The 22,150-nt window shown below is 68.5% G+C and carries 24 protein-coding genes and 1 pseudogene; 1 reads left to right on the top strand and 24 read right to left on the bottom strand.

Annotation, left to right across the window (positions count from 1 at the left end):
- Nucleotides 1–26: 26 nt before the first annotated feature.
- On the bottom strand, nucleotides 27–335 hold the full coding sequence (locus ASD66_RS23395) for an STAS domain-containing protein (RefSeq protein ID WP_056892426.1): 309 nt from the start codon (nucleotides 333–335) through the stop codon (nucleotides 27–29).
- Nucleotides 336–586: 251 nt separating this feature from the next.
- Between ASD66_RS23395 and ASD66_RS23390 the strand changes: the two genes are divergently transcribed.
- A complete protein-coding gene (locus ASD66_RS23390) occupies nucleotides 587–1,162 on the top strand; it encodes a cob(I)yrinic acid a,c-diamide adenosyltransferase (protein ID WP_056686458.1) in 576 nt (191 codons plus the stop codon).
- A 77-nt stretch (nucleotides 1,163–1,239) separates the two neighbouring features.
- On the opposite strand, the gene ASD66_RS23385 is transcribed toward ASD66_RS23390, so the two are convergent.
- The 23 genes and pseudogenes from ASD66_RS23385 to rho form a co-directional block, all read right to left on the bottom strand.
- Nucleotides 1,240–2,433: an MFS transporter gene (locus ASD66_RS23385; RefSeq protein ID WP_235530237.1), complete on the bottom strand. Its 1,194-nt coding sequence runs from the start codon at nucleotides 2,431–2,433 to the stop codon at nucleotides 1,240–1,242.
- Nucleotides 2,434–2,441: 8 nt separating this feature from the next.
- Nucleotides 2,442–2,897: a DUF2550 domain-containing protein gene (locus tag ASD66_RS23380; protein WP_056686452.1), complete on the bottom strand. Its 456-nt coding sequence runs from the start codon at nucleotides 2,895–2,897 to the stop codon at nucleotides 2,442–2,444.
- A gap of 60 nt (nucleotides 2,898–2,957) precedes the next feature.
- Complete coding sequence (locus tag ASD66_RS23375) at nucleotides 2,958–3,362, bottom strand: F0F1 ATP synthase subunit epsilon (protein ID WP_056686450.1); 405 nt, start codon at nucleotides 3,360–3,362, stop codon at nucleotides 2,958–2,960.
- On the bottom strand, nucleotides 3,362–4,816 hold the full coding sequence (gene atpD, locus ASD66_RS23370) for a F0F1 ATP synthase subunit beta (protein ID WP_056686447.1): 1,455 nt from the start codon (nucleotides 4,814–4,816) through the stop codon (nucleotides 3,362–3,364). The genes ASD66_RS23375 and atpD overlap by 1 nt, the downstream gene beginning before the upstream one ends.
- A gap of 18 nt (nucleotides 4,817–4,834) precedes the next feature.
- Nucleotides 4,835–5,767 carry a F0F1 ATP synthase subunit gamma gene (locus tag ASD66_RS23365; RefSeq protein ID WP_056686446.1) on the bottom strand — a complete coding sequence of 311 codons (933 nt, stop codon included), beginning with the start codon at nucleotides 5,765–5,767 and terminating at the stop codon, nucleotides 4,835–4,837.
- Between the two features lie 45 nt (nucleotides 5,768–5,812).
- Complete coding sequence (gene atpA / locus ASD66_RS23360) at nucleotides 5,813–7,453, bottom strand: F0F1 ATP synthase subunit alpha (protein ID WP_056686441.1); 1,641 nt, start codon at nucleotides 7,451–7,453, stop codon at nucleotides 5,813–5,815.
- A 65-nt stretch (nucleotides 7,454–7,518) separates the two neighbouring features.
- On the bottom strand, nucleotides 7,519–8,328 hold the full coding sequence (locus ASD66_RS23355) for a F0F1 ATP synthase subunit delta (protein WP_056686439.1): 810 nt from the start codon (nucleotides 8,326–8,328) through the stop codon (nucleotides 7,519–7,521).
- Nucleotides 8,328–8,867 carry a F0F1 ATP synthase subunit B gene (locus tag ASD66_RS23350; RefSeq protein ID WP_056686436.1) on the bottom strand — a complete coding sequence of 180 codons (540 nt, stop codon included), beginning with the start codon at nucleotides 8,865–8,867 and terminating at the stop codon, nucleotides 8,328–8,330. The genes ASD66_RS23355 and ASD66_RS23350 overlap by 1 nt, the downstream gene beginning before the upstream one ends.
- Nucleotides 8,868–8,919: 52 nt before the next feature.
- Nucleotides 8,920–9,129, bottom strand: coding sequence for an ATP synthase F0 subunit C (atpE, locus tag ASD66_RS23345; protein WP_056686433.1), 210 nt, complete (start codon nucleotides 9,127–9,129; stop codon nucleotides 8,920–8,922).
- Between the two features lie 89 nt (nucleotides 9,130–9,218).
- Nucleotides 9,219–10,043: a F0F1 ATP synthase subunit A gene (gene atpB, locus ASD66_RS23340; protein WP_235530236.1), complete on the bottom strand. Its 825-nt coding sequence runs from the start codon at nucleotides 10,041–10,043 to the stop codon at nucleotides 9,219–9,221.
- Nucleotides 10,044–10,068: 25 nt separating this feature from the next.
- A complete protein-coding gene (locus tag ASD66_RS25480) occupies nucleotides 10,069–10,314 on the bottom strand; it encodes an AtpZ/AtpI family protein (RefSeq protein ID WP_056686425.1) in 246 nt (81 codons plus the stop codon).
- Nucleotides 10,315–10,344: 30 nt separating this feature from the next.
- On the bottom strand, nucleotides 10,345–10,791 hold the full coding sequence (locus ASD66_RS23330; RefSeq protein ID WP_056686423.1) for a hypothetical protein: 447 nt from the start codon (nucleotides 10,789–10,791) through the stop codon (nucleotides 10,345–10,347).
- A gap of 177 nt (nucleotides 10,792–10,968) precedes the next feature.
- A complete protein-coding gene (locus ASD66_RS23325; RefSeq protein WP_056686420.1) occupies nucleotides 10,969–12,099 on the bottom strand; it encodes a glycosyltransferase family 4 protein in 1,131 nt (376 codons plus the stop codon).
- Complete coding sequence (locus ASD66_RS23320) at nucleotides 12,099–12,752, bottom strand: L-threonylcarbamoyladenylate synthase (protein WP_056892424.1); 654 nt, start codon at nucleotides 12,750–12,752, stop codon at nucleotides 12,099–12,101. The genes ASD66_RS23325 and ASD66_RS23320 overlap by 1 nt, the downstream gene beginning before the upstream one ends.
- A gap of 4 nt (nucleotides 12,753–12,756) precedes the next feature.
- A complete protein-coding gene (prmC, locus tag ASD66_RS23315) occupies nucleotides 12,757–13,608 on the bottom strand; it encodes a peptide chain release factor N(5)-glutamine methyltransferase (protein ID WP_056892423.1) in 852 nt (283 codons plus the stop codon).
- Nucleotides 13,605–14,678 (bottom strand): peptide chain release factor 1, encoded by a 1,074-nt coding sequence (gene prfA / locus ASD66_RS23310; protein ID WP_056892422.1) that lies wholly within the window; start codon nucleotides 14,676–14,678, stop codon nucleotides 13,605–13,607. The genes prmC and prfA overlap by 4 nt, the downstream gene beginning before the upstream one ends.
- A 98-nt stretch (nucleotides 14,679–14,776) precedes the next feature.
- Nucleotides 14,777–15,016, bottom strand: a complete 240-nt coding sequence (rpmE, locus tag ASD66_RS23305; RefSeq protein ID WP_056686409.1) for a 50S ribosomal protein L31 — start codon at nucleotides 15,014–15,016, stop codon at nucleotides 14,777–14,779.
- A 130-nt stretch (nucleotides 15,017–15,146) separates the two neighbouring features.
- A complete protein-coding gene (locus tag ASD66_RS23300) occupies nucleotides 15,147–16,391 on the bottom strand; it encodes a multidrug effflux MFS transporter (RefSeq protein WP_082599700.1) in 1,245 nt (414 codons plus the stop codon).
- Between the two features lie 8 nt (nucleotides 16,392–16,399).
- Entirely contained in the window at nucleotides 16,400–17,938 is a 1,539-nt protein-coding gene (locus ASD66_RS23295) for an ATP-binding protein (RefSeq protein WP_056892421.1), read from the bottom strand.
- Entirely contained in the window at nucleotides 17,935–19,401 is a 1,467-nt protein-coding gene (locus ASD66_RS23290) for a glycosyltransferase family 2 protein (protein WP_056686403.1), read from the bottom strand. Before ASD66_RS23290 ends, ASD66_RS23295 begins: the two co-directional genes overlap by 4 nt.
- Nucleotides 19,398–20,441, bottom strand: coding sequence for a HEAT repeat domain-containing protein (locus ASD66_RS23285; protein WP_056892420.1), 1,044 nt, complete (start codon nucleotides 20,439–20,441; stop codon nucleotides 19,398–19,400). The genes ASD66_RS23290 and ASD66_RS23285 overlap by 4 nt, the downstream gene beginning before the upstream one ends.
- The gene (locus ASD66_RS23280; RefSeq protein ID WP_056686397.1) at nucleotides 20,438–20,812 is read right to left on the bottom strand and encodes a response regulator transcription factor; all 375 of its coding nucleotides are present in this window, start codon (nucleotides 20,810–20,812) and stop codon (nucleotides 20,438–20,440) included. The genes ASD66_RS23285 and ASD66_RS23280 overlap by 4 nt, the downstream gene beginning before the upstream one ends.
- A 35-nt stretch (nucleotides 20,813–20,847) precedes the next feature.
- Nucleotides 20,848–22,150 (bottom strand): annotated as a pseudogene (rho, locus tag ASD66_RS25475) (transcription termination factor Rho); the annotation flags it as partial.

The raw sequence follows: 22,150 nt of genomic DNA, 5'->3' as shown, positions 1-22,150 counted from the left end.
CACTCGGCCCGCTGGCCACGACGAGGTCAGGCGGAGATCGGCTCGCGTTCGACCTCGACGAGTCGGAAGAGGTGGGACATGTGCAGGAGTCGGCGTACGGAAGGACCGCAGCCGCGCAACCGGAGGTGGCGGCCCTGGCGCTCGGCCGTGCGCGTGGCGACGGCAAGCACCTTGAGGGCGGTGAGGTCAACGGTCGACACGTCGGTCAGGTCGACGACGACGTCGTCGAGGCTGGCGCTCATGTGCTCGTAGATCGCGGTGCGCACTTCCATGGTGCTCCGGACGTCGAACTGTCCAGCAAGCACGAGCGTGGATCCGTCTCGCATGATGTCCATCTCGCCTCCCTTCGCGGTGACACCCGATTGCCACCCATCGAACTCTGGTGTTCACAGACTATGACGCGTCACACACCAAAAGCGTTGCCCCTGCGGCCATTAATTTCCACTGAGTTTCCCGGGTGCACCCTGTGCGAACGCCTTGCGACCGGACCGTCCGCTATGTGGCGGGTGTGACGCATGTGGTTTCGCGATCAACCTTCTCGGACCGGTCCGCGAGGCCGTCGGTCCGGCGCACTAGGCTCGGGCGCATGGTCAACCTCACCCGCATCTACACGCGCACCGGCGACGCCGGGCAGACCCGTCTCGGTGACATGAGCGTCGCCTCGAAGAACGATCTGCGCCTCGAGGCCTACGCAACCGTCGACGAGGCCAACGCGGTGATCGGGGTGGCGCTCGCCCAGGGCGATCTCGACGCCGACGTCGTCGCCGTCCTGACCACGATCCAGAACGACCTCTTCGACGTCGGTGCCGACTTCTGCACCCCGATCGTGGAGAACCCGGAGTACCCACCACTGCGCATCGAGCAGGACTACATCGATCGCCTCGAGGGTTGGTGCGACCAGTTCAACGAGCCGCTCGAGAAGCTGCGCTCGTTCATCCTCAACGGCGGCACCGTCGGCGCGGCCCACCTCCACGTCGCGCGCACCGTCGTACGCCGGGCCGAGCGGTCGGCCTGGCTGGCCTTCGCCGAGCACGAGGCCACGATGAACGTGCTGGCGATCAAGTACCTCAACCGACTCTCGGACCTGCTGTTCATCCTGGCCCGGCACGCCAACCGTGAGAACGGTGACGTCCTGTGGGTCCCCGGCGGCGAGCGGTCCTGACCAACCGTGGGTTCCTGCGCCTCGAACCGTGGGTTCTTGCGCCTCGAACCGTGGATTCCTGAGGTACCTGCCACTGATCAACCGGGGCGGACCTCACGACGGCCCGACTCACGTGCCGCGGGTACGACGAACGCCGACGGCACGAGGAGTACGACGACCACCAGCAGCGCGCGCAACGTGCCGACCTCCTCGGCCAGGAAGCCGAGCAGGGGCGGGCCGGCCAGGAACGCCGTGTAGCCGATCGTCGAGACCACGCTGACCCGTGACGCCGCATGCTCCGGGTCGTCGGCGGCGGCGCTCATGCCGACCGGGAAGCCGAGTGAGGCACCCAGTCCCCACAGCAGGATGCCGGAGACCACCAGGGCGGGGTGTCCGCCGAAGACGATCAGCAGGAGTCCGGCCCCGGCGGCCAGCATCGTCGACCAGAGCACGCCGACCCGGCCGTGCCGGTCGATGAGCCGACTCCCCCAGAAGCGCCCGACGGTCATCGCGGTGACGAACAGGGCGAAACCAGCGACGCCGACCCAGTGCTCGACGTCGTAGCCGTCGACCAGGGCGACCGCCAGCCAGTCGTTCGCGGTGCCCTCGGTGAGGGCCAGCGCCAGGACCATCAGGCCGATCAGCAAGGTTCGTGGCTCGGTCCAGGCGCCGAGAGCAGAACCGCTGCGGTCCGGCAGCTCACCCTCCTCGAGGGCGCGAGGCAGGAATCGGCGGACCAACGGGCCCACCAGGCAGACCGCGAACAGGGCGACCGCGCCGAGGTGCACGGGCATCGGCAGGTGCAGCCCGGCGGCCAGGGCGCCGAGCAGCGCACCCGCCACCGTGCCGAGACTGAAACCGGCGTGGAAGCGCGGCATGATCGTGCGCGCCAGCTCGTGCTCGACCGCGGCGCCCTCGACGTTCATCGCGACGTCCCAGGTGCCGGTCCCGATGCCGTAGAGCAGCAGTCCCGCGGCGGTCACGGCGGTGTGCTCGAAGACCCCGGCCCCGAGCGCGACCAGCACCAGGCCGACCCCGTCGACGCAGGCACCGATCAGCACGACTCGCGCGGCCCCGACCCGGTTGACCAGGGCGCCGGTCAACGGCAGCGCGAGCAGGGAGCCCACGGACAGGGCCAGGAGCAGCAGCCCGAGCTGACCGTTGGAGAGGTCGAGGCGCTCACGGGCGTCAGGGATGCGGGAGACCCAAGAGGCGAAGCAGAAGCCGTTGAGGGCGAAGACCGCGGCCACCGCGTTGCGGGCGGCCAGGGTGGGCCCGGACGTGCCGGTCACCACGGGCGTCAGAGCCGCGGCCGGCGCTGGTTCCAGTCCGCGCCGGGAGGGGCGGCCTCGAGCCACGACTGGAAGCCCATCAGGGAGCTCGGACTCATCGCGAACTCGATGGGGCCGCCCTCGGACTCGACGACGACGATCACGTGCTCGGCGTACAGGGACATCTGTTCGGTGCCCTCGGCGTCGCGGCGACCGGCGTAGACCAGGTCGGTGCGCAGCCAGCTGCTGCGCGGCCGGGGCGAGAGCGAGAAGATGCGGAACCACTCGAGCCGCTCGCCGGAGTAGCGACCGAGTCCGAGAACCCAACCGCGCCCGGTCTGTTCAGACCGGGCGCGGTGGCTCAATTCAAATGTGCCGCCGTTGCGGGAGAGCGCGCGGCGACGAACGACGAGCGCAACTCCGTAGACGACAACGAGGACGAGGATGATGCCGACAGAGTCGACCAACCACTGCCAGAGCGGCATCCATCCCTCCCTACCAAAGCGACGCGTGGCGTCACTCTAGCGGGCGATGCTGCCCTCGTCTCAGGAGGCCCTCTCCGCTGCCCTGATGCGGGCCTCGGCACTGCGGACGGCCTCTTGTGCGGCGTCGTCGTTCTCCCCGGCGGCCTGGGCGCGCTCGAGGTCGTGACGGGCCTTCTCGAGGTCGATGTCGTGCGACATCTCGGCGTACTCGGAGAGGATCGAGACACGGTTGTTGGCGACCGAGAGGAACCCGGTCTCCACAGCTGCGACCCAGGTCTCACCCTCGAGCGTGCGGATGTCGACGACGCCCTCGATCAGCAGCGAGAGCATCGGCGCGTGACCGGGCAGGACACCGACGTCGCCCTCGGTGGTGCGGGCGATGACCATCGAGGCCTCGCCCGACCACACCAGGCGATCGGCGGCGACCAGCTCGACCTGCAGCGGGTCGGAGGTTGACTCAGCCATCAGAGCGACTTCTGGATCTCGGCCCACTTGGCTTCGACGTCCTCGAGCCCACCGCACATGAAGAAGGCCTGCTCGGCGACGTGGTCGTACTCGCCGTCCGCAATCTTCGTGAACGCCTCGACGGTGTCGCCGATGGAGACCGTGGAACCCTCGATGCCGGTGAACTGCTTGGCGACGTACGTGTTCTGCGAGAGGAACCGCTGGATGCGGCGGGCCCGCGACACGATGATCTTGTCCTCTTCGCCGAGCTCGTCGACACCGAGGATGGCGATGATGTCCTGGAGCTCCTTGTTGCGCTGCAGGATCGACTTGATGCGGACCGCGGTGTTGTAGTGGTCGTTGCCGATGTACTGCGGGTCGAGGATCCGCGAGGTCGACGTCAACGGGTCCACGGCCGGGTAGATGCCGAGCGAGGCGATCTCTCGCGAGAGCTCGGTGGTCGCGTCCAGGTGGGCGAAGGTGGTCGCCGGCGCCGGGTCGGTGTAGTCGTCGGCGGGAACGTAGATCGCCTGCATCGAGGTGATCGAGTGACCGCGCGTCGAGGTGATCCGCTCCTGGAGCTGACCCATCTCGTCGGCGAGGTTCGGCTGGTAACCCACGGCGGACGGCATGCGGCCGAGCAGCGTGGAGACCTCGGAACCGGCCTGCGTGAACCGGAAGATGTTGTCGATGAAGAGCAGCACGTCCTGGTTCTTCACGTCGCGGAAGTACTCCGCCATCGTGAGTGCCGACAGGGCGACCCGCAGACGCGTGCCCGGCGGCTCGTCCATCTGGCCGAAGACGAGGGCGGTCTGGCCGATGACGCCGGCCTCTTCCATCTCGACGATGAGGTCGTTGCCCTCACGGGTGCGCTCGCCGACACCGGCGAACACCGACACACCACCGTGGTTCTTGGCCACACGGGCGATCATTTCCTGGATCAGCACGGTCTTGCCGACACCGGCACCACCGAACAGGCCGATCTTTCCACCGGTCACGTAGGGCGTGAGCAGGTCGATGACCTTGATGCCGGTCTCGAACATCTGGGTCTTGGACTCGAGCTGGTCGAAGGCCGGAGCCTTGCGGTGGATGCCCCAGCGCTCGCTGACCTCGAGGGTCTCGCCCTCTTCGAGGTTCAGGCAGTCACCGGTGGTGTTGAAGACCTTGCCGAGCGTGGCGTCGCCCACCGGCACGGTGATCGACTCACCGGTGTCGATGATCTGTCCGCCACGGACCAGGCCGTCGGTGGGCTTCATCGAGATGGCGCGCACCATGCCGTCACCGATGTGCTGGGCGACCTCGAGGATGATCGTCTTGGTCTCGCCGTTCAGCTCGAACTCGCACGTGAGTGCGTTGTAGATGCCGGGCATCGAGTCGGTCGGGAACTCGATGTCCACGACCGGGCCGATGACGCGGGCAATGCGGCCGACACCACCCGCGGTGGTCTCGTTGCCCTCAGTAACAGTGGCAGTCATTTATCTCACTTCTCCGCTTCAGTCTTGGCCGGCGTTGGCGTCGGCAAGGGCGTTGACGCCACCGACAATCTCGCTGATTTCCTGGGTAATGCCGGCCTGGCGGGCCTGGTTGGCAATACGCGTGTACTTCTTGATGAGCTCGTCCGCGTTGTCCGTCGCAGCCTTCATCGCCTTCTGACGGGCAGCCAGCTCGGAAGCGGCAGCCTGCAGGTGGGCGAAGAAGATGCGGCTCTGGACGTAACGCGGCAGCAGGGAGTCGAGGACGTCGGCAGGCGACGGCTCGAACTCGTAGAGCGGCAGCAGCTCCGACTCCTCCGGGGCTTCCTCACCTTCGACGACCTCCAGGGGAAGCAGACGAACGGCGGTCGGCTCCTGGACCAGCATCGAGCGGAACCGCGTGTAGACCACGTGCACCTCGTCGACTCCGGGAGCAATCCCCTCGTCGGCCGCGGTGTCGTCGTCATTGAGGAACGCCTGGATCAGCGTCTCGCCGATGTCGTGCGCCACGTCGTACGTCGGCTGGTCGGAGAAGCCCGTCCAGCTCTGCACGATCGGGCGCCCGCGGAACCGGAAGTAGGCCTCGCCCTTGCGTCCGGAGACGTAGAGGTCTGCCTTCTTGCCCTCACCGCGCAGCTTCTCGAGGAGGCGCTCGGCCTCCTTGAGCACGCTCGAGGAGTAGGCGCCGGCCAGACCGCGGTCGCTGGTCACGATCAGCACCGCGGCCTTGGTCGGGTTCTCCGGCTCCGTGGTCAGGGCGTGGTCGACATTGGAGTACGTCGCCACGGCCGAGACCGCACGGGTCAGCTCACGGGCGTACGGCGCTGCCGCCTGCGCCCGCTGCTGTGCCTTGATGATGCGGGACGCGGCGATCAGCTCCATGGCGCGCGTGATCTTCTTCATCGACTCCGTCGACTTGATCCGCGCACGGTACTCGCGCACCGAGAGGGCCATCAGAGATCACCCCCGCCGTGGACGCCGTGGTAGCCAATGAACACGTCAGCCCCGCTTCTGCTTGACGATCTGCTCCTGCTCGACGTCCTCGTCCTCGAGAGCGACGTGCTCTTCCTTGCCGGCCTTGATGGACTGGCCGTCGGAGGTCTCGAACTGGTCGAGGAAGGAGTCGTACGCAGCAGTCAGCTGGTCCTCGGTGGAGTCCTCGAACTTCTGCGTCTCGCGGATGCCGGCGAGGATGCCCTCGTGCGAACGGCGCAGGTAGTCGAGGAACTCGTTCTCGAACCGGAGGACGTCCTCGGTCGGGACCTTGTCGAGGCGGCCGGAGGTTCCGGTCCACAGCGACACGGTCATCTCCTCGACCGGGTACGGGGAGTACTGCGGCTGCTTGAGCAGGGCCATCAGGCGCTGGCCGCGGTCGAGCTGCTGGCGCGAGGCCGCGTCGAGGTCGGAGGCGAACATGGCGAACGCCTCCATGGCACGGAACTGCGCCAGGTCGACCTTGAGCGAACCGGTGACCGCCTTCATCGCCTTCGTCATGGCCGAGCCACCCACGCGGGAGACCGACACACCGACGTCGATGGCCGGACGCTGGTTGGCCGCGAACAGGTCGGACTGCAGGAAGATCTGGCCGTCGGTGATCGAGATGACGTTGGTCGGGATGAACGCCGAGACGTCGTTGGCCTTGGTCTCGATGATCGGGAGGCCCGTCATCGAGCCCTTGCCCATCTCGTCGGAGAGCTTGGCGCAACGCTCGAGCAGGCGGCTGTGCAGGTAGAACACGTCACCCGGGTAGGCCTCACGGCCCGGCGGACGACGCAGCAGCAGCGACACGGCGCGGTAGGCCTCGGCCTGCTTGGTCAGGTCGTCGAACACGATCAGGACGTGCTTGCCGTCGTACATCCACTGCTGGCCGATGGCCGAGCCGGTGTAGGGGGCGAGGTACTTGAAGCCGGCGGAGTCGGAGGCCGGGGACGCCACGATGGTGGTGTACTCCAGCGCGCCGGCCTCTTCCAGGGCGCCACGCACGGAGGCGATGGTCGAACCCTTCTGGCCGATGGCGACGTAGATGCAGCGCACCTGCTTGTCCGGGTCACCGGACTCCCAGTTGGCCTTCTGGTTGATGATCGTGTCGATGGCGATCGTGGTCTTGCCGGTCGCGCGGTCACCGATGATCAGCTGGCGCTGGCCGCGGCCGACCGGGGTCAGGGCGTCGATCGCCTTGATGCCGGTGGCGAGCGGCTCGTGCACCGACTTGCGCTCCATGACGCCGGGCGCCTGGAGCTCGAGGGCACGACGGCCGGTGGTCTCGATCTCGCCGAGACCGTCGATGGCGGTGCCGAGCGGGTCGACGACCCGGCCCAGGTAACCGTCGCCGACGGGGACCGAGAGGACCTCACCGGTACGGCGTACCGGCTGACCCTCCTCGATGCCGTCGAAGTCACCCAGGATGACGACACCGATCTCGCGGGTGTCGAGGTTCAGGGCCAGGCCACGGGTGCCGTCCTCGAACTCGAGCAGCTCGTTCGCCATCACCGATGGCAGGCCCTGGACGCGGGCGATGCCGTCGCCGGCCTCGGCCACGATGCCGACCTCTTCACGGCTCGCGGTGTCGGGCTTGTAGTCCGACACGAAGCGCTGCAGCGCGTCCCGGATCTCGTCCGGACGGATCGAAAGCTCCGTCATCACACTTCCTTATCTTGAGTCTGCTCGGTTCAGTTCAGGTACTGATGGTTGGTCAGCCGGAAAAATCAGCCGGCCAACTTGCGGCCGGCGTCACTGAGCCGGCTGGCAACGGTGCCATCGATGACGTCGTCGCCGATCTCCACACGGAGACCTCCGATGACGTCGGGGTCGATGACCTCGTTGAGGTGCACTGCACGGCCGTACTGCCGGGCAAGTGCGTCGGTGAGGCGCTGGCGGTCCGCGTCGGTGAGCGGGCGGGCCACTCGGACCTCCGCCACGCTCTCGCTGTGGACGGCTGCGGCGACCTGCTGGTACTCAGCGAGGGCCGCGGAGACCGTCCGGTAGGTGCCGGCCAGTGCCTGCTTGGTCAGCGTCACCGTGGCCGGCAGCGCCTTGCCGTCGAGCAGGTCACCCACGAGGGCGACCTTGTCGTCGGAGGTGCGCGCCGGGTCGGACAACGCGTCACGGAGCTGGGGGTTCGCCTTGACCAGCTGGCCGACCACGAAAAGTTCGTCCGCGAGGCGGCCGGCCTGGTCGCCGGACGACTTCACGGTCGCGATCTCGCTGAGTCGCTCCAGGGCGTCGGCGAGGTTCCGGCCGACCGTCCAACGGCGACCCACTGCACTCTTGACGAGCTGCAACGTGCCGCCGTCCGCCTTGCCACCGAACAGGTCCTCGACCAGGCCGGCCTTGGCCTCGGGCGGGACCGTCGTGTCGGTGAACACGCGACGGAGGGAACCGTCGGACCGCACCACGAGCGCCACCGCGAACAGGTCGTCACCGACCCGCTCGGCGTCGGCGCCACCGGAGAGCGTGCTCTCCAGCTCACCCGACAGTGCGGCCAGTGCGTCGGCCGAGGCTCCCCGAAGCAACATCAGTTGGCTCCCTCGAGCTCGGCGAGGAAGCGGTCGACGACGCGGCTCTGGCGAGCTTCGTCATCGAGGCTCTCCCCGACGATGCGACCGGCCAGGCCGGTCGCCAGGGAGCCGACCTCGGCGCGGAGCGAGGTGACCGCCTGCTGGCGCTCGGCCTCGATCTGGGCCTTGCCGTGCTCGACGATGCGGGTGGACTCGGCCTGGGCCTGCTCCCGCATCTCCGCCACGATCGTGGCGCCCTGCTCACGGGCCTCCTCACGGATGCGCGCCGCTTCGTGGCGTGCCTCCGAGAGCTGGCGGTCGAGCTCGGCGAGCTTGGCGTCCGCCTCGGCCTGCTTGGTCTCGGCGGCCGCGAGGCCACCTTCGATCGCCGAGGTGCGCTCGGAGAACGTCGCCTCGAAGTTCGGCACGACCCACTTCTTCACGGCGAAGAAGAGGAGGCCGAAGACGACGAGCGAGAGCACCATCTCGATCGGGTGGGGCACGAGCGGGTTGAGCTCGTGTCCTTCCTCTGCTGCGAGGATGGTCAGAGTCTGCATGAGCAGGTCCTTCTTCCGGGTCCTAGATCAGGCGTGATGGCCGACGCGTCGACTAAAGGACGAACGCGAGGGCGATACCGATGATCGCGAGCGCTTCGGCGAGCGCGAAGCCCAGGATGGCGATGGTCTGCAGGCGGCTCTGGGCCTCCGGCTGACGGGCGACACCGTTGATGTAAGCGGCGAAGATCAGACCGATACCGATACCGGGGCCGATAGCGGCGAGGCCGTAGCCGATCATGTTGGCGGAGCCTTCGATAGCCATTGCAAGCACGGCTTGTTCCTTTCGGTTATTTCCTGGTTGGAAACTTTGGGGGGCGGGGCAGGAGCTGGGGTGGTGCGGGAGCGTGGTGGTCAGTGCTCGTCTGCGAGTGAGCCCTGGATGTACATGGCGTTCAGCAGGACGAACACGTAGGCCTGCAGGAACTGGATCAGGAGCTCGAGGAACGAGATCACGATGAAGAGCAGCCAGGCCAGGATCCCCACCGGGGCGTACTGGATGGACATCTCGGTGATGAGGTACTGGCCGCCGAGGGCGAACAGGATGAGCAGCATGTGGCCGGCGAACATGTTGCAGAACAGACGCAGGGCCAGCGTGACCGGCCGCACGAGGATGTTCGACATGAACTCGAGCGGGACGAGCAACGGGTACATCGCCGGGCTCACGCCGGACGGGACACAGGTCAGCTTCAGCCAACCGACGAAGCCGTGCTTCTTCACCCCGGCGCCGATGTAGACGAACCAGCTCATCAGAGCGAGCGTGTAGACCAGCCCCGCACGCGAGAAGGTCGGGAACTGGAAGAACGGGACGCTCGCGAGGAGGTTGTTGATCAGCAGGAAGAAGAACAGCGCGAAGAGGTACGGGACGTACGGCAGGAAGTCCTTGGACCCGATGATGTCGCGGCCCATCGAGTTGCGGACGAAGCCGTACCCCTGCTCGCCGACGTACTGCAGCTTGCCGGGAACCATGGCCCGCTTGCGCGAAGCGGCCCAGAAGAAGACGAACACCAGGCCGGCCACGAGGACCAGCTGAATCATCGGCTTGGTCACGCCGAGGTACATGTGCTCGCCGAGGAACTCGAAGGTCTTGTCCGGACCGATGGGTGGGAGGTTGAAGTCCCCCGGGCCGGGCGGCGTGAAGCCGTCGGCGCGTGTCACGGACGTCGCGATTGAACTCACGGTGTCTCCTGTGTCGGCAGCTGCGCTACTTGTGGTCTGTGAATGGTTGTCTGAATCTGGCCCAGGTCATGTAGATCCCGAAGCCTGCACCGAGCAGGATCCCGATCGCCACGATGTAGGTGGTGCCCAGCCAGCGATCCAGTCCCCAGCCGAGCGCTCCATACAGGAACACGCCGGCAACGATGTATCCGAACGCATGCCACGGGTCGCCCTGTGGTTCGTTGGAGGAACGCTTGTCGGAGTGCGCGGTCGGAGGTTTCTGCTGAGCCATCGCGAACCGGACAATAGCAGTCGCGGCGACTCATCGCGCACCCGCGTCCGTCAGGTCGTACGCCGGCAGGCGCAGACGCGTGGTGAGAACGATCTGGGACACCATCCAGCCCACCGTGCCGACGATGACGGCACCGGCGAGCCAGCGGCCGTCGAGCACGTCGTCGACGAGCCCGGAGTCGGCAAGTGCGTAGAAGATGACCCCGATCAGGACCACCTGGAGGGTGTAGGTCAGCAGCGCGATCAGCAGGGACGCCGCAGGGCTGATGCCGGCCACGAGGTTGACCAGGAACGATCCCCCGGCGAACACGAGCACCACGATCAACGTGCCGGCCAGTGCGCCGTACGCCGCCGCGGAGTCGGCGACCAACGCACCGGTCACACTGGCGAGGGCGCCGAGGAGGAGCGCTCCGACGGCCGCACCGAGGAGCACTGACTCACCGCTGCGGGTGAGGTTGCGCTTCGACTCGGTCGTCATGATGGCGGCCGTTTCTCTTCGGGGATTCGGGCGGTCTTTCGAACGCTTGTGAAAAGTAGCACAAAGTCCGTGCGGGGTGCCAATCGGGTCTCGATATGCTCGCTGGCGCTCGCTACTCGACCACCGAAAGACACGGGATGCTCGCTGGCGCTCGCTACTCGACCACCGAGAAGCGCGTCAGGCATCGACCGGATCCAGCCTGTTGACCCGCGGCAGGACGAACGTCAGCGCCACCGTGGCCACGAACCAGAGCAGCAGCGCGACCCACGTCAGCGGGCTCGCGTAGAGGCTGGCCAGCACCGTGCCGAAGCCGATCAGCCCCGCCCACAGCCAGATGATCAGCACGGCGCGACGGTGGGAGTGCCCGATCTCGAGCATCCGGTGGTGCAGGTGCTGCTTGTCGGGGTGGTAGAACATCTGGCCCCGACGGGTACGGCGGATGACGGCCAGCAGAAGGTCGACGAACGGCACGATCAGGATCGACAGGGGCACGATGATCGGCAGGAAGGTCGGCAGCAGGCTGGCCTGCGATCCCCCACCGCCCCGGGTGACGTCGGTGGCCGAGAACTGGCCCGAGAGCGTCAGCGCCGAGGCCGAGAGGAACAGCCCGAGCAGCATCGAGCCGCTGTCGCCCATGAACAGACGGGCCGGGTAGAAGTTGTGCGGCAGGAAGCCGGCGCAGGCGCCGCCCAGTGAGGCACTCAGCAGGGCTCCGGTCACCGCCAGCGACTGGTCGTTGAGGTTGGCGATCTGGTAGCAGAAGACGAACAGCGCGCAGGCGCCCAGGCCGACCACGCCGGAGGCCAGTCCGTCGAGGCCGTCGATGAAGTTCACCGCGTTGACCGTCGCCACCACCGTGAGCACGGTCAGGAGCGCGCTCTGGGACTGGTCGATGGAGAACTGTCCCCCACCGGGCGCCGGGAAGAAGAGGTACTGCACGCCGAACGCGATCAGGAAGCCCGCGGCGAGCACCTGGCCGCCGAGCTTGGTCAGCGCGTCGAGCTCGATCAGGTCGTCGAGGACGCCGACCATGCAGATCAACGCTCCGGCGATCAGCACGACGCCGGCGTCGCGGAACACGTTGGGGGCGCTGAGCGAGAGGAAGGGCAGCTGCCGGGCCACGAAGTAGGCCGCGGTCAGGCCGCCGAGGAGGGCCAGGCCGCCGAAGTAGGGAATCGGCACGGCGTGCATGTCGCGGTCGCGGACCTTGGCGACCGCGCCGGTGCGCAGCGCGATCTCGCGGGCGATGACGGTGAGCAGGTAGGTCACCGATGCGGCGACCAGGAAGACGAGGAGGTACTCGCGCATCAGTCGGTTTCCGTGAGGGCCACGTCGAGCGGCTCCAGCACCTCGTTGATCGCGTCGACCCCGATGCCCCCGGCTCGCAGCAGCCGCGGCTGCTCCCCGGTGACGTCGATGATCGTCGAGGGGACGCCTCCCCGGGAGGGTCCGCCGTCGACGATGACGTCCACCGACTCACCGAGCATCTCCTCGGCCTGGTCGGCGTCGAGGGCCGCCGGTCGGCCGGTCAGGTTCGCCGAGCTGACGGCGAGCGGGCCGGTGCGTTCGAGGATGGCCAGGGCGATCGGCTCGTCGGGCATCCGCACCGCGACCGTGCCGCGGGTGTCACCGAGGTCCCACTTGAGCGAGCCCTGCTCCGTGCAGACCAGGGTCAGCGGTCCGGGCCAGAAGGCGTCGACCAGCGCCCGCGCCCAGGGGGCCACGCCGGTGGTCAGTGCGTCGAGGGTGGTCGCGGCGCTGACCAGGACCGGTGGAGGCATCTCGCGTCCGCGTCCCTTGGCCGCCAGCAGGGCCGTCACGGAGTCCGCGTCGAATGCGTCGGCAGCCACTCCGTAGACGGTGTCGGTGGGAAACACGACCAGCTCGCCTCGTCGTACGGCCAGGGTGGCTGCGGTGACCGCGGCCTCGAGCTCCGCGTCGTCGGTGGTCGGGTACTTCACGGGGCTATCGTGCCAGCCGGGCCGTCACGTAGCGCGCGCGACCTGCCAGATCGAGGTGATCGCGTACCTCGGCCCAGCGACCGGTGGCGGCGAAGACCGCCGGCGCGGAATCGGCCTGCACGTCCGCGTGCTCCGCACCCACGACTCCCCCGTCGCACAGCAGCAGGCCGGCCCGTTCCTCGAGCACCCGCATGGCGACCAGTCCGTCGTCGCCGGAGAAGAGGGCCAGGTGCGGATCGTGGTCGCGCGCCTCCGGGGCCACGGACTCCCACGCCTCGAGGGGAATGTAGGGCGGGTTGCAGACCACGACGTCGACCGTGCCGGCGAGGTCGTCGTACGCCGTGGCCATGTCGCCTTGGCGCAGCTCGACGCCGGTGCCGGCGAGGTTGCGTTCGGCCCAGCGGTGCGCGGACTCGTCGAGCTCGACGGCATGCACCCGGGCCTCCGGGACCTCGTCGGCCACGGCGCGGGCGATCGCACCGGAGCCGGTGCACAGGTCGACCACGACCGCTGGGCGGCCGGTGACCCGCTGTGCCTGCTCGATCGCCCAGCCCGCCAGCAGCTCGGTCTCAGGCCGCGGCACGAAGACCCCCGGGCCGACGGCGAGCTCGACGTGACGGAACGCGGCCACGCCGGTCAGGTGCTGCAGCGGCTCGCGGTCGGCACGACGCCGGACCAGGAGGTCGTACGCCGCACGGCGTTCGTCGTCCAGCTCCGGCGGGTTGACCACCAGCATCGTCCGCGTGGTGCCGAGCACGAAGGCCAACAGCTCGGCGGCGTCGAAGTCGGGACTAGCCACTCCGGCTGCCGTCAGAGTGGCGGTGGCTCCGCGGAGCACGTCACGCACGGCGCTCACGACTCGAGTGCATCCAGCCGGGTGGCCAGGTCGGCCTGGACACAGCTGTCGATCACCGGCCCGAGATCGCCGTCCAGCACGGTGTCGAGGTTGTAGGCCTTGTAGCCGGTGCGGTGGTCGGAGAGGCGGTTCTCCGGGAAGTTGTAGGTGCGAATCCGCTCGGAGCGGTCGACCGTGCGGATCTGGCTCTTGCGCGCGGCGCTCGCCTCGGCGTTGGCCTCATCCTCGGCGGCGGCAAGCAGTCGCGCGCGGAGGATGCGCATCGCGGACTCCTTGTTCTGCAGCTGCGACTTCTCGTTCTGGCAGCTGACCACGATGCCGGTGGGGAGGTGCGTGATGCGCACGGCGGAGTCGGTGGTGTTGACGCTCTGGCCACCCGGACCACTGGAGCGGAAGACGTCGATGCGCAGGTCGTTGTCGTCGACCGTCACGTCGACCTGCTCGGCCTCGGGCATCACCAGGACGCCTGCGGCGGAGGTGTGCACGCGGCCCTGGGACTCGGTGACCGGCACCCGCTGGACGCGGTGGACTCCGCCCTCGAACTTGAGCAGGGCGAACGGCGCCTCACCGGGCTCGGGAATTCCCTTGGCCTTCACGGCAACGGTGACGCTCTTGTAGCCGCCGAGGTCGGACGGCGTCGCGTCGAGCACCTCGGTCTTCCAGCCACGCTGCTCGGCATAGCGGGTGTACATGCGCAGCAGGTCTGCGGCGAAGAGGGCCGACTCCTCGCCGCCCTCCCCCGACTTCACCTCGAGCAGCGCATCCTTGGCGTCGCTCGGGTCACGGGGCACCAGCAGGTGCCGCAGGTGCTCCTCGGCGCGGGTACGACGCTCGGCGAGCTCGACCGCCTCGTCGGCGAACGCCGGGTCCTCCCCCGCCAGCTCACGGGCCGCCTCGATGTCGTCTCCGAGCCCGAGCCATTCGTCGTAGGTGCGGGCGATCGCGGACAGCTCGGCGTAGCGCTGGTTGAGGGTCTTGGCCAGCCGCTGGTCGGCGTGGGTCCCGGGCTCGGCGAGCCTGGCCTCGATCTCGCGGTGCTCGGCGAGCAATCCCTCGACAGCCTCGAACACGGCGTACTCCTCAACGGCAACAGGCGTGTGACACGAACACGGACAAATGCAAGACGCCGGCCACCCGCACACGTGCGGGGACCGGCGACTCGGAGAAGCTAGTTGGCTTCGGTCTTCTCGGCAGGCTTCGCGGCCTTCTTGGCGTAGCGGGCCTCGAAGCGGGCGACGCGGCCGCCGGTGTCGAGGATCTTCTGCTTGCCGGTGTAGAACGGGTGGCACGCCGAGCACACGTCGGAGTGGATGGAGCCGCTCGTGACGGTGCTGCGAGTCGTGAACGAGTTGCCACAGGTGCAGGTCACCTGGGTGTCGACGTACTCGGGGTGGATTTCCTTCTGCATGGTGTCCTCGCTAACAGGGTCGCCGGGTCGCCACCACCGGATGTGGGAGCGTGAACCGGAACCAGCGCACAATTGTGCCACCGTCTGCAACCATCGCACCAATCGGGCTATTCCCGCGTCCGGCAGACGCTCAGGCGAACGCGCGCACCTGCGGATCACGGCGTACGACGACCACGAGCAAGATGAGCGCGAGGACCACGGCGCAGACCATCACGGCCCCCATCGGCACGGTGGTCGTGCTGTCGAACAGCCCGACCACGGGTGCCACGACTCCCCCGACACCGAACTGCAGGAAGCCGAGCACGGCCGCAGCCGAACCCGCTGCTTCACCGTGGCGGCTCAGGGCCAACGCCGGGACGTTCGGCATGATCAGCCCGGCGCAACCCAGCAGCACCGCCAGGGGAAGCAGGGCGCCGACGAGGCCGCCGATCCCGGTCAGGCCGGTCAGCACCAGGGCGATGGCGGCCACCAACGCGACGACGATCGAGGTCGTCATCACGTCGAGGATCCGGAACCGGCGCAACAGCGCCGGGTTCACCTGGGACATCACGATCAAGGCCAGGGCGTTCGCACCGAAGACCACGGAGAACTCTGCTGCACTCAGATCGAAGCCCTCCTGGAGAACGAACGAGGCCCCCGAGATGTAGCTGAACATCGCGGCCATCATCAGTCCACCGATCAAGGCAAGCGCGAGGAACGCCCGGTCGGCCAACAGGGAGCGATAGGTCCCCAGGCTCGAACGGATCCGCGCCGGGCGTCGCCGCTCGGGCGGCAGCGTCTCGCGAAGCGCCACCGTGGCGAGGATGACCATCAGCGCGGCCGCCACCGCGAGCACGACGAAGATGCCACGCCAGGACGTCCAGCCGAGCACCACGCTGCCCAACGTGGGGGCCAGCATGGGTGCGGCCCCCATCACCAGCATGAGCCGGGACATGATCCGCGCCACCGCGATGCCCTCGAACTGGTCACGGACGACGGCCATCGCAGTCACGGAGACCGCGGCACCGGCGAAGCCCTGCACGAGGCGGGCACCCGCGAGCATCTCGACCGAGGGCGCCAACGCGCACAGGACGGACGCCGCGGCATGGACCGCAAGGCCAGTGACCAATGGCCGCTTGCGCCCGAGGGCGTCGGACAGGGGCCCGATGACGAGCTGCCCGAAGGCAAGTCCGAGCAGCATCCCGGTCAGCGTCAGCTGGGCCTGCGACTCCCCGGCCGACAGGTCGTCTCTCAGTCCCGGGAGCGCCGGGAGGTACATGTCGATGCTCAGCGGTCCGAGGGCGATCAACGCACCGAGCACCAGCACCACCTGCGCGTGGCTGCCGGTCGGTTCCGACGAGGTCCTGGGCGCGGTCGTCGGAATCGTTGAGGTCACGACAGGGATCAACCCTGGACGGCGTCGTTTTCTTCCCGGTTGGCTCCCCTACCGTGGCTGCGCACCGGCAGGTGGATGGTGACGAGGGTGAACTCGTTCTCCACGGATTCGAACGACACCCGTCCGCCGTGCCTGGCCAGGATCACCTGCACCATGCGGACTCCGAGCCCAGTGCCGCCGATCTGGCGGCTCACGGCATTCGACCCACGGAAGAAGCGGGAGCCCAGGCGGTCGAGGTCCTGGGACGGGATGCCGATGCCGTCATCGCGCACGGTCAGGGTCGCCTCCTCGCCGTCCGTGCGCAGTCGCACCTCGACGTTGCCGTCGTCCAGGGAGAACTTCACCGCGTTCGAGACCACGTTGAGGATGGCCCGCGACAGCTGGGTCTTGTCCGCCAGGACGCGGATCAGGACGTCGGGCACGTCGACGACGAACCGGATCCCCCGGTTGGTGGCCGCGATGCGCAGGTCCATCACCACGTCCTCGACGACCGCGGCAAGGTCGACCTCGGTGAGAGTGGTGTGCCGGGCCTCGGCGTTCGACAGGCTCAGCAGATCTTCCACGAGCACACTGAGACGACCGACGTTGCGCTCCACGACGTCCCACATCTGGACGGTCCCCGGGTCCGGATCGTCCATCTCGTCACGCAACAGCTCGAGGTAGCCGCGGATGCTGGTCAGTGGTGTGCGCAGCTCATGGGAGACGTTGGAGACGAAGTCGGTCTTGGCCTGGTCGAGGTCGAGGAGCCGGGACCTGGTCTGGGCCTCGACCTGTTGGCCGCGCTCACTCTCCGCTGCCAGGACGTTGAACGCCCTGGCCACCGCCGTGATCTCGCGCGGGCCGCTGACCGGCGCCCGTGCCGAGGTGTCTCCCGCCGCGAGGGCGCTGACCGTGCGTTCGAGCTCCGACAGGGGGTCCCCCACCCGACGACACAACCGACGGCCCAGGAACCAGCCCAGCAGCGCGGCCAGGAGAGTCAGGGTGACCATCGCGATGATCGCGCGGCGATACGCCAGCCGGGCCCGGTGTCGGGCCTCGTCGCCCTCGGCCTCGAGGGAGTCATCGATCTGCACGTTCACTGCCCGCAGGTCGTCGAAGACGGCCTTCCCCTCGGCGAACCGGCCCGGGTCGTAGCCGGTCGCTCCCGGGGCGTCGGCCAGCCGAGGCCGCGCGTAGACGACCTGCCACTGCTCCGCCAGCTCCTCCTGACGCGCGACCAGCCCCTTCAAGTCGGGGCGGATGTGGTCGTGCTTCCGCAGCTCCGTGGCGGTGTCGGGGAGCGCTCGGAGGGCCGCACGGTAGGGCGCCAGCGCCGACTCCTGCCCGTCGATCACCCAGCCACGGACGCCGGTCTCGGCATCGGTCATCAGCTGCATGAAGTCGCGGTTGGCCTTCTCGCCGGGGGCGACCTCGTCGGCCACCCGGTTCACCGACAGGTTGGTCCGGTAGACACCGATCACTCCGAGGATGCCCAACACCAGCATCAGCAGAAGGATCGGGGTGACCAACCGCGCGATCAGGCGCCCCACGGTGTCGCGCTCGATCATGCGTCACCCCCGAAACCGCGGCGCTTCATCTCGCCCCACACGGGGGTGGACTTCCGCATCGCCTCCACGGCACCTCCGGCTCTCCACAACGCGGTGAGCTGGCGATAGCCGAAGTTCTCCTCCACCGCACCCCGGACCGCACGCATCAGGTCGCCGGCTCCGCGATACCGGCGGTAGGACATCTCCTCGGCCAGGAGCGCGGTCAACGTCAACAGGAAGGCGTAGAGGATCGACGCGGCGAGCAAGAGCACCACCAACCACAGGTCGACCAGGTCGTGCCCACCCAGCCAGCCGGCGTGCTCGAGGCCGAGAAGTGCCATCACCACCATGAAGTAGGCCACCCCGAAGAGCTCGAGGAACGGGGCGAGCAGCTCGAAGAGCACGAACCACGGCATGGTGACCATCCCGATCACGCCGTACTTCGGGCGCAGCAGCATGCCCCGGTGCCGGCCCAGGATCTCGGCGAGGCCGCGGTGCCAGCGACGCCTCTGCCTGGCCAGCACCGCACGCTCCTCCGGCGCCTCGGTCCACGCGACCGGTTCGGAGACGAAGACCACCTTGCCGTCGATGCCCTCGTCGCCCATCCAGCGGTAGATCCGGACCACGAGCTCGGCGTCCTCGCCGATGCAGTCGACGGCGAGCCCGCCGACCGCCTGCAGCACGTCTCTGCGGAAGATGCCGAACGCACCCGAGATGATCAGCAGGCCTCCGGTGGCCGACCAACCGGCACGGCCGATCATGAACGCGCGGAGGTACTCGACCACCTGCACGCGCGACAACCACGTGCGCGGCATGCGGACGTCGGTGACCCGTCCCTTGCTGACCGTCGAGCCGTTGGCGATGCGGATCACTCCCCCGGCTGCCACGACCTGCTCGGGATTGTCGGCGAACGGGCGCGAGACGTGGAGCAGGGAGTCGGGGTCGAGCAGGGAGTCCGCGTCAACCATGCAGACCAGTTCCTTGCGGGCCATGTTGATGCCCACGTTGAGCGCGTCGGCCTTGCCCCCGTTGGTCTTCGTGACGAGGACCAGGTTGTTGCTGCCCTGCCTGGAGAGATAGGTGCCCAGCACCTCGCTCCCACTCGCCACCACGTCGCCGACGACCAGGGGCATCTCGATGAGGTCGAAGGCCTCGACGAGGCGTGCCACCGTGTCGTCCTTCGAACCGTCGTCGACGACGACGATCTCGAAGTCCGGGTAGCGCATCGCCTGCATGGCGCGCACCGACTCGACGATCGTGGCCTCCTCGTTGTACGCCGGCATCAGCACGGACACGCCACGCGCCAGCGGCTCGCCGAACGTCTCGTCGTACGCCGCAAACTCGATGCGTCGCCGGTAGCCGACGAAGTCGGTCACCGCGAGGAAGGTGAGCACCAGGAAGCTGGTGTTGATCAGGAGCGAGTAGGCGATGAAGAACCAGCCCACGGCCTCGATGATCGTGGTGAAGCCGTCGACCCAGGTCATCGGGCGGCCTTCCGCAGTGCGTCGACCGCGAGGGCCTCGCGGGCGTACGGCGACGCGTGCTCCTGCAGCACCCGGCGGCCGGCCTCGCCCAGTCGCAGCAGGGCGCCGGCCAATGCTCGCGCGGTCAGCCGGGGCGACGAGGAGAGCGCGGAGCCGAGTCCGTCGGCGGCCTTGGGATCACCGATCTCACCGAGCGCACGGGCAGCCGCCCTGCGCACCCGGTCGCTGTCGGTGTCGAGCCGCGCGATCAGTGAGCCGATCGCCCGGGGCGCACCGATCAGCCCGAGCGCGATGGCGGCCTCGGCCTGCACGCCCTCGTCCACGCAGTCGAGTGCCCGGGTGAGGACGGGAACGGCGGCAGCATCACCGATCAGCCCGAGCGCGATGACCGCGAGCTCGGTTGCCCGGCCGGGTGCACTGCGCAGGCCCTCCTCGACGCAGCCGCGCAGGTCGGGTGCGGCGTCGATGCCGATGCGTTGGAGTGCGGAGACGACGTCGCGGGTCAGTGCGGGATCGTCGGAGGTCGCGAGGATGGCGGGTACGGCGGCGGGGTCGCCGATGCTGCCCAGTGCCCGCAGTGCCACCCGGCGGACCAGGAAGTGACGGTCGTGCAGGCAACCGGTGAGGGCGGCTACGTCGACCGGGTCGCGCAGGGCACCGAGACGGTGGGCCCCGCGGCAGCGCGCCACGGAGGACCTCCGCCGCAGGAGGCGACGGGCCCTGTCCGCGGCATTCCTCTGGCGGACCAGCTCGACGAGTCGCTCCCGCGTGTCGCCGGAGACCTTGGGCAGCAGGCTGAACACCTGGTGCTCGGCACGGTCCCACTCGCCTCCTTGGAGGGCGGCGAGCTCACGCCGAGCCCGGGCTGAGTCCTCCGGGTCACCGAGCACCAGCTCGAACACCAGCCCACGCGTGGCCTCGTGCTCCCGGGTGTGCCGGACCGTGCGCAGCCCCGAGGTCACGCGGAGCGCGAGAAGCAGGACGACCAGCAGGACTGCGGCGACGAGGAGCGCGACCACCAGGCCGATGAGGAGGGTCACGCACCGCTCCGGGCCAGGACTGCGGCGACCCGTGAGGCGAGCTCCCGCGGTGAGAACGGCTTCGTGATGTAGTCGTCGACCCCGACCGCGAAGCCCTGTTCGATGTCGGACTCCTGGGCCCGCGCAGTCAGGAGGATGATCGGCAGCCTGGCCGTGGCGGGCTCCGCGCGCAGTGCCCGAGCGGCGTCCAGACCGCTCATACCCGGCATCATGATGTCGAGCAGGGCCAGGGCAGGCTTGTCGGCGCGGCACGCCTCCACGGCGGCCGCACCGTCACTGACGGCGGACACCTCGTGCCCCGCTTGCCGGAGCTTGAAGACGACGAGTTCACGAATGTCCTCGTCGTCATCTGCCACAACGATCCTCGCCATGTGGCAACCCTAGGGCTTCGGGCCCGGGAAACTGCTCAGTCAGCGGTCCCCGGGGCAGGTGTCGTCTTCTGCACCTGCATCAGGAACTCGATGTTGGTCTGCGACTTCCGCAGGCGTTCCAGGAGCAGCTCGAGGGCCTGCTGGCCGTCGAGCCCGGAGAGAACCCGACGCAACTTCCACACGATGGCGAGCTCTTCCTCGCTCATCAGCATCTCTTCCCGGCGAGTGCCGGACTGGACTGCGTCGATGGCCGGGAAGATCCGCTTGTCCGCGAGATCGCGACGCAGGCGCAGCTCCATGTTGCCGGTGCCCTTGAACTCCTCGAAGATCACCTCGTCCATCTTGGAGCCGCTCTCGATGAGCGCCGTGGCCAGGATGGTCAGCGACCCGCCGTCCTCGATGTTGCGGGCGGCACCGAAGAACTTCTTCGGCGGGTAGAGCGCAGCCGAGTCGACGCCGCCGGAGAGGATCCGGCCGCTCGGCGGGGCGGCCAGGTTGTAGGCCCGACCCAACCGGGTGATGCCGTCGAGGAGTACGACGACGTCGTGGCCGAGCTCGACGAGCCGCTTGGCCCGCTCGATCGCCAGCTCGGCGACCGTGGTGTGGTCGCTGGCCGGCCGGTCGAAGGTCGAGGAGATGACCTCGCCCTTGACCGAGCGCTCGAAGTCGGTGACCTCCTCAGGACGCTCGTCGACCAGCACCACCATCAGGTGACACTCGGGATTGTTCGTCGTGATCGAGTTCGCGATCGACTTCATGATCATCGTCTTGCCGGCCTTGGCGGGCGAGACGATGAGGCCGCGCTGGCCCTTGCCGATCGGGGCCGCGATGTCGATGACCCGGCCGATCAGGTTGGTCGGCTCGGTCTCGAGGCGAAGCCGCTCGGTCGGGTAGAGCGGGGTCAGCGTGGAGAAGTCGACCCGGCTGCGTGCCGACTCCGGGTCGGCACCGTTGACCGCGTCGATGCGGACCATCGGGTTGAACTTCTCCTTGCGCTCGCCCTCGCGGGGCTGGCGCACCTGGCCGACGATCGCGTCACCGCGGCGCAGTCCGAACTTGCGGACCATCGACAGGGAGACGTAGACGTCCTCGGCGCCCGGCAGGTAGCCGCTGGTGCGCACGAATGCGTAGTTGTCGAGGACGTCGAGGATGCCGGCCGCCGGCACGAGTACGTCGTCCTCGAGGATCGTGGTGTCGGGCTCGTTGCGGCCGCCACGGGTGCTGCGCTCCGGACGCTCGCCGCGCTCGGAACGGTCGCGGCCCCGACGACGACGGTTGCGGCCACTGCCCTGCTCGTCACGGTCGGACTGATTGTCCTGCTGGCCGCCCTGCTGGCGG

Origin of the sequence: Nocardioides sp. Root151 (assembly GCF_001427925.1) — a bacterium.
Lineage (GTDB): Bacteria > Actinomycetota > Actinomycetes > Propionibacteriales > Nocardioidaceae > Nocardioides.
This window is presented reverse-complemented; position numbering and strand designations above follow the sequence as displayed.

Coding starts and splice junctions, on each gene's coding strand:
- atpA (WP_056686441.1), bottom strand. CDS start 7,453: ATGACGGAGCTTTCGATCCGTCCGGACGAGATCCGGGACGCGCTGCAG.
- ASD66_RS23380 (WP_056686452.1), bottom strand. CDS start 2,897: ATGCCGCTCTGGCAGTGGTTGGTCGACTCTGTCGGCATCATCCTCGTC.
- atpE (WP_056686433.1), bottom strand. CDS start 9,129: ATGGCTATCGAAGGCTCCGCCAACATGATCGGCTACGGCCTCGCCGCT.
- ASD66_RS23295 (WP_056892421.1), bottom strand. CDS start 17,938: ATGATCGAGCGCGACACCGTGGGGCGCCTGATCGCGCGGTTGGTCACC.
- ASD66_RS23350 (WP_056686436.1), bottom strand. CDS start 8,867: ATGCAGACTCTGACCATCCTCGCAGCAGAGGAAGGACACGAGCTCAAC.
- ASD66_RS23355 (WP_056686439.1), bottom strand. CDS start 8,328: ATGTTGCTTCGGGGAGCCTCGGCCGACGCACTGGCCGCACTGTCGGGT.
- ASD66_RS23365 (WP_056686446.1), bottom strand. CDS start 5,767: ATGGCCCTCTCGGTGCGCGAGTACCGTGCGCGGATCAAGTCGACGGAG.
- ASD66_RS23375 (WP_056686450.1), bottom strand. CDS start 3,362: ATGGCTGAGTCAACCTCCGACCCGCTGCAGGTCGAGCTGGTCGCCGCC.
- ASD66_RS25480 (WP_056686425.1), bottom strand. CDS start 10,314: ATGGCTCAGCAGAAACCTCCGACCGCGCACTCCGACAAGCGTTCCTCC.
- ASD66_RS23290 (WP_056686403.1), bottom strand. CDS start 19,401: ATGACCTGGGTCGACGGCTTCACCACGATCATCGAGGCCGTGGGCTGG.
- ASD66_RS23330 (WP_056686423.1), bottom strand. CDS start 10,791: ATGACGACCGAGTCGAAGCGCAACCTCACCCGCAGCGGTGAGTCAGTG.
- ASD66_RS23280 (WP_056686397.1), bottom strand. CDS start 20,812: ATGGCGAGGATCGTTGTGGCAGATGACGACGAGGACATTCGTGAACTC.
- atpD (WP_056686447.1), bottom strand. CDS start 4,816: ATGACTGCCACTGTTACTGAGGGCAACGAGACCACCGCGGGTGGTGTC.
- ASD66_RS23325 (WP_056686420.1), bottom strand. CDS start 12,099: ATGCGCGAGTACCTCCTCGTCTTCCTGGTCGCCGCATCGGTGACCTAC.
- ASD66_RS23395 (WP_056892426.1), bottom strand. CDS start 335: ATGGACATCATGCGAGACGGATCCACGCTCGTGCTTGCTGGACAGTTC.
- rpmE (WP_056686409.1), bottom strand. CDS start 15,016: ATGCAGAAGGAAATCCACCCCGAGTACGTCGACACCCAGGTGACCTGC.
- ASD66_RS23390 (WP_056686458.1), top strand. CDS start 587: ATGGTCAACCTCACCCGCATCTACACGCGCACCGGCGACGCCGGGCAG.